This window comes from Staphylococcus sp. MB377 (assembly GCF_001922505.1).
GTDB lineage: Bacteria > Bacillota > Bacilli > Staphylococcales > Staphylococcaceae > Staphylococcus > Staphylococcus haemolyticus.
In genome coordinates this window covers 1-6,802 of sequence record NZ_MAON01000023.1, presented here as the reverse complement: position 1 = coordinate 6,802, position 6,802 = coordinate 1, and the positions used below count along the sequence as shown (strand labels likewise).

Below are 6,802 nucleotides of genomic sequence, written 5' to 3'. Positions count from 1 at the left end.
CATAATTCTAAACGGTACGGTTGACGAAGTAGTGTGGGGGTAACTTGAGGGTTGTGTGGCTGCCGTGGAATGGCTGGTTGAATGGGGTCAGTTGTCGGGACTTCCGCTATAGCTATTGGTGGTATGGCAGGTATGGCATTAGGGGCAGGAGCCGCAATTGTTGGTATTGTTTCCGCAGGTGCTAACTTTGAACAAATCATGTGAAAAGTAGCAGCTGTTTCCGGTGCTTCCGGAAGTGAAATGAAGCAATTGGAAGCTCAAGCTAAAGAATTAGGGGCAACAACTCAATTCTCCGCTACACAAGCTGGAGAAATGATGATGTACCTTGCGCAAGCTGGTTTTAAAACTGGCGATATTATGAAAGCAATGCCTGGCATGTTAGATTTAGCCGCGGCAGGTGCACTTGATTTAGGTACAGCAGCAGATATAGCGTCTAATATCATGAGTGGTTTTGGATTGTCAGCTGATAAAGCGACCCATACAGCAGATGTATTAGCGTTGGCTGCTTCTAACTCAAATACAAATGTAACACAAATGGGCGAAGCGATGAAATATGCTGCTGGAACTGCCCATACTGTCGGTTTCAGTATGGAAGAAACATCAGCGGCAATTATGGCGATGGCAAATAGTGGTTTGCAAGGATCAGTTGCAGGGCAAGCTTTCGCTACATCTTTAGGGCGTTTAGCTAAACCGACAAAAGAAATGCGAAAAGTTATGGATGAGTTGAATTTATCTTTCTTTGATCAGCAAGGTAAAATTAAACCTTTACCAACGATTATAAAAGAATTAGAAGATAAAACAGGTAGTATGACAAACCAACAAAAATCAGCTACATTAACAACGTTATTTGGTGCAGAAGCATATAAAAACTGGGCAGCTTTAATGCAAGAAGGTAGCGAGAAATTAGAGAAAAATACAAGAGCATTAGAAAAAGCTGATGGTGCAGCTGCGAAAATGGCTAAAACTATGAATGACAATCTAAAAGGAAAGTGGATTGAATTCACATCTGCGCTAGAAGGTTTAGCTATAACGATTTTTACACTTATCGCTCCTGCATTAGCTGCTATTGTCCTTGGATTAACTCAGGTGGTCCGGTGGGTTGACGGTACAATTAAAAGATTTGTAGATTTAAACAATTATATAGGTAATATCCAGTTAATAACCAAAGCAATTCAAGATTTTTGGCTCGCGGCTTCTGGTGATAGAAATGCCATGGTTGAGGGATATGACATACTTACTAAACTTGGTTTCTCTGCTAATTCAATTCAGTTTATACAAGAAACTACAGCGGCAGTGCAGTATGGTGTAGAAACTATGAAAGCCCTCGTATCTGGCGATTGGGGAGCTGCTAGTAATTTCTTAGATAAGTTAGGTTTTTCGCCTGAGAAAAAGGCTGACATTATTATGTTCGTTCAGGATGTACATGCCCAATTAAGTAGTTTTATAGAAAATGTACAATCTCTAATCTCAGCTGCTGCTCCTGTAATTATGGGAATAATCGGGGCTACTTGGGATTTTATTAAAGGTGTATTCAATACAATAGCTCCTTACTTAATGCCTTTATTAACAGAAGTGATGTCATTTGTGAACGGGATTATAGAAAAGATTGCAGCATTTTGGAAAGAAAACGGGGATCAGATTGTCCAAGCTGTAAAAAATGCATTTGATCTTATAAAGGGCATTATTGAATTTGTAATGCCTGTTGTTCTATTCATCATTGAAGATGTATGGGGAAACATAAAAGGCGTTATAAATGGGGCCTTAGATATCATCTTAGGGACAATTAAACTATTTTCTTCCTTGCTGACTGGTGATTGGACCGGCGTATGGGATGCCATTAAACAGATTTTATCAGGAGCATGGGAATTCATTTGGAATTTCATTCAAATATGGGGAGTTGGAAAGGTACTTGGCATCATTGGCAAAATAGGCAGCAAAATGAAGGGACTGTTTGGAGAAGCTTGGGAAGGTGTAAAGAAAGTATTTTCTGATATGTTCGAGGGTATTTTTAAAAGCTCAGGAGACACCCTTATAGTGATAAAAGAAGTATTCGGAAAAGTGAAAGATGCAATCGCAACCCCATTTAAAAATGCGTGGGAAGGTGTTATGGAATGGATTGATAAAATTAAAAAAGGTGTTTCAAATATGTTCAGTGGCGTTCACATTCCTGTTCCGAAGATTAGTGTAAATGGATCATTAAACCCAGTAAATTGGGCGAGTGAAGGTCTACCATCTTTCGATATTAAATGGGCTGCGAACGGAGCTTTAATTAAGCCCGGTAATCCTACATTAATTGGTGTGGGTGACGCAAGAGGATACGATGAAACGGTTTTACCTTTACGTAAGCAAACGTTTGACGCGATTGCGAATGGAATTATGGGTTCATTACCATTAAATCAACAGCAAGGGGCCAAATATGTATCACAAGGTCCAACTGTTTTACAAATTAATTTAAACGGAAGAGAAATAGCGAAGGAAATTTACTCAGATGTCAATGAATTTCAAGAACGCGAGAAAGAAAGACTCAAAGTATTTTAGGTAGGTGATGATATGGCGGGAATTAGCTTCTTTAGTTTTAACGGGAAAAGGAATCCAAATGTAATTCCATTGCAGGGTAAAAAGCGCCCTGCATGGGCTCCTTTGGATCATATGTTTCTTGAAGTCTCGCATTATCCAGGAGGTAGGTTACTACGCACACAAACTAAAATGAGAAAGATTTTAGTTCCTATTGCACTATTATATGATTCAGCTGAAGAAGCTGAAAAACTAAAAGAAGAAATAGCAGATTGGCTCGTTACGGATCAACCGTGCGAGCTTATTTTTGATGATGAAAAAGATCGTACGTTTTTAGCTGTCGTAGATGAAACTTTAGATTTAGACCAGTTAGTTGATCTAGGTGAAGGTACTTTAACTTTCATTTGTCCAATGCCATATAAGTTAGGAAAAGAGCAAACGGTTGACTTTAAAAAAGATGTTAGTGGGTTAGTTGCTAATGTCCAAAATAAAGGAACTGTTCATTCTACCCCTATCATTGAGATTGATATTACGAAACCAAATACTTTTCTAGACGTATGGTTTGGCGGGGTATCTTTAAGTGATCGTGATTATTTTCGTATCGGTATGCCACTAAAAACTGTGGAAAAGCCTGTAGAAAGGAATCAACGTATATTATGGGATGAAATGGCTACTACGGTCGGATGGAGTAAAGTCAGCTCAATGGAAGATGGGGAACCGGTTGGTGAAATGAAATCAGATGAATACCAATTCTATTGTTCTGATTTTGGTACTGCGGGTAAAGGTTGGCACGGCGCAGCCGTTAAAAAGAGTATCCCTGGCGGTCCAGTACAAGACTTTATTATGCAAGCCTACGTTACATGTAAGAGTAAAAAAATTAATGAAATGGGACGAGTTGAGATAGCGATACTGGATGAAAATAGCAAGGTACTTTCAAAAATTGCTATGAACGATCTCTTTTGGCAAGCTGAACAAAATTTCGGGACAATGGTAATTGGATATGACAATAAGCCAGGGAAAATAGGTTTAATTTATGAGAGTGGCGATTATCCGAATACATGGAATCAGTATTTTGGTCGATTGTGGATAGCTAGGACAGGAAATGTTTGGGAAGCGTATATTTCAAAATTCCTTCCAGGTACAGAAAAAGATGATTCAGAACGATTTGCACGTTGGACGGATGAAAAAAACTATCATATGGAAAAAGCAGCACAAATTCAGATTAGCATCATGCAGTTTCAAGACGTGCCACCAGTAGAAGCAATGTCAGTTAGTGATTTGAAGTTTTGGAAAGTGAATTTAAATACGAAAAATACACCGCCTTATATAGTAGATGTTGGTGATAAAGTCGTGATCGACACAGAAAACAGTCATGTAACAATTGAAGGGAAGAATGCGATTAACATTAAGGACATTTTCAGTAATTTCCCTGTTATCAATAGAGGCACTAATGAACTTGAAATCACGCCTTCTGATATCGGAACAGCAAGGGTCAAATATAGGGAGCGATTCAGATGAGAACACCAAGCGGAATACTTCATGTTGTTGATTTCAAAACAGATCAGATTATATCAGCTATTCAATCAAAGGACTACTGGGCTGATAATCGTCATTGGGAGATAAAAAGTAACATTGATATGTTAGAATTCAAAACTTTTGACGGCACTCCACATGCAGTTACATTACAGCAGCAGAACTTAGTTTTAAAGGAAGTGCGTGATGGTCGCATTGTTCCATATGTTATCAATAATGAAGTAGAAAAAGACTCTGATGATAGATCGCTCACTGTACATGCTTCTGGTGCCTGGGTTCAAATAGCCAAAGATGGGATTATTAAACCTCAACGTATAGAGAGCGAAACAGTTAATACGTTTATTGATATCGCTCTTGCCGATTCAAAATGGAAACGTGGAATAACGGATTATTCTTCATTCCACACGATGACGATTGATGAATTCATCGATCCCCTCACTTTTTTAAAGAAAATTGCGGCTTTGTTTGAGTTGGAAATACAATATCGTGTTGAAGTATCTGGTTCTAGAATTACTGGATGGTACGTTGATATGATAAAGAAACGAGGAAGAGAAACAGGGAAGGAAATAACTCTGGGAAAAGACTTAGTAGGCCTTAGACGCATTGAACATTCCAGGGATATTTGTACCGCCTTAGTCGGATTTGTACGGGGCGAAGGTGATAAACTTATCACGATTGAGAGTATTAATAACGGGCTTCTTTATATTACAGATAGTGATGCCTTTCAACGCTGGAATGCGCATGGTAAGCATAAATTTGGTTTCTACACTCCGGAAACAGAAGACCAAAATATGACACCGCAGCGATTAATGACTTTGATGAAGACGGAATTAAAGAAGCGTGTCAATTCTTCAGTTTCTTATGAAGTAGAAGCACAATCGATTGGACGTATTTTCGGACTAGCACATGAACTAATTAATGAGGGCGATACGATCCGAATCAAAGATACAGGATTCACACCTAAGTTATACCTTGAAGCACGTGTAATTGCTGGTGATGAATCTTTTACGGACCCTACACAAGATAAATATGTGTTTGGTGATTATCGCGAAATTACTGATCCAAACGAAGAACTACGAAAAATTTACAATCGAATCTTAGGGTCATTAGGCAATAAACAAGAGCTAATAGATCAGTTAGATAAATTAGTAAAAGATGCAAATGAAACAGCTAGTAATGCTAAGAAAGAATCCGAAGCAGCGAAAACACTGGCTGAAAAAGTGCAAGAGAATCTTAAAAATAACACGGTAGACATCATTGAAGCTAAGAATCCACCGACAACAGGACTTAAGCCTAATAAAACACTTTGGCTTGATATTAGTAATGGAAAGCCTGGTATTTTAAAAATATGGACAGGTATAGCTTGGGAATCGGTTGTACCAGATGTTGAATCAGTTAAGAAAGAAACACTTGAGCAGGTTAATAAAGATATTGAATCAACAAAAACAGAATTAAATCAAAAGGTTCAAGAGACACAAAATCAGGCGACGGGACAATTCAACGAAATAAAGGAAAGTTTACAAGGTGTCAACCGTACAATTTCTAATATTGAAAATAAACAAGGTGAAATTGATAAGAAAGTAACTAAGTTTGAACAGGATTCTAATGGATTTAAAACTTCTATTGAATCATTAACGAAAAAAAATACTGAAATTAGTAATAAATTAAATACTGTCGAATCAAATGCGGAAGGTACAAAAAGGGCTATTTCTGATGTGCAACAAACAACAAGTGAACTAAAGAAAACAACTACTGAAATAGAAGAAAAAGCTGGGAAAATCAGTGAGAAGTTAACGAATGTAGAAACAAAGGTTAATAGTGATAAAACTGGTGGACGTAACCTTTTATTAAAATCAAATGTTAAATATGAAAAAACAGACTATCTAATCAATCAATATTCTCTAACTGAAAATTTCTTTGCGGGTGAGGAATATACCTTTGTAATTAAAGGAAGTGTCCCACAAGGGCAGAAATTTGGAATTTGGCAGAATGGTGGGTCTAGCAATGTTGGATATGCAACAAGTGTTTACGCTAATGGAATAACTTATCTAACCTTTAAAGCTGTTGTGGCTACAAGTGGAAATGAACGAAAGTTAAGCTTATATAACTATCCGAGTAGTACTACGAAATCTATTGTTGAATGGGTTGCCTTGTATAAAGGGAATAAGCCGCAGGATTGGACAGCACCGCCTGAAGAGCAGGTAACAACAGATGAATTTACCAAGAAAACAACTGAGATTGAAAAAAGTGTGGATGTCGTAAAAAACACTGTAACCAGTGTTCAAAATAGCCAGGCTGGATTCGAAAAGCGTATGACTACAGTAGAGCAAACAGCAACGGGGTTATCTTCCACAGTGAGCAATTTAAATAACGTAGTATCAGATCAAGGAAAAAAGCTTACTGAAGCAAATTCAAAACTCGAACAACAGGCAACAGCAATTGGAGCGAAAGTTGAGCTTAAACAAGTAGAGAATTATGTTGCTGGATTTAAGATACCTGAGTTGAAGCAAACCGTTGATAAAAATAAACAAGATTTGTTGGGCGAATTAGCTAACAAACTTGCAACTGAGCAATTTAATCAAAAAATGACTTTGATTGATAACCGCTTTACTATCAATGAACAGGGAATCAATGCTTCAGCCAAAAAGACAGAGGTATATACAAAAGATCAAGCAAATGGGCAATTTGCCACATCATCTTACGTAAGAGATATGGAAACCCGTCTCCAGTTAACTGAAAAGGGCGTTAGTATATC

4 protein-coding genes are annotated in these 6,802 nt (G+C 37.8%); all 4 read left to right on the top strand.

Annotation, left to right across the window (positions count from 1 at the left end):
* The first annotated feature begins 81 nt into the window (after positions 1–81).
* Positions 82–204, top strand: coding sequence for a hypothetical protein (locus BB045_RS12415; protein WP_256722970.1), 123 nt, complete (start codon positions 82–84; stop codon positions 202–204).
* 36 nt (positions 205–240) lie between these two features.
* Positions 241–2,538, top strand: a complete 2,298-nt coding sequence (locus tag BB045_RS06875) for a phage tail tape measure protein (protein WP_075140610.1) — start codon at positions 241–243, stop codon at positions 2,536–2,538.
* Between the two features lie 12 nt (positions 2,539–2,550).
* A complete protein-coding gene (locus BB045_RS06870; protein WP_075140609.1) occupies positions 2,551–4,032 on the top strand; it encodes a distal tail protein Dit in 1,482 nt (493 codons plus the stop codon).
* Positions 4,029–6,802, top strand: a 2,774-nt coding sequence (locus BB045_RS06865) for a phage tail spike protein (protein ID WP_075140608.1), incomplete at its 3' end; no start/stop codon positions are given. The genes BB045_RS06870 and BB045_RS06865, both read left to right, overlap by 4 nt.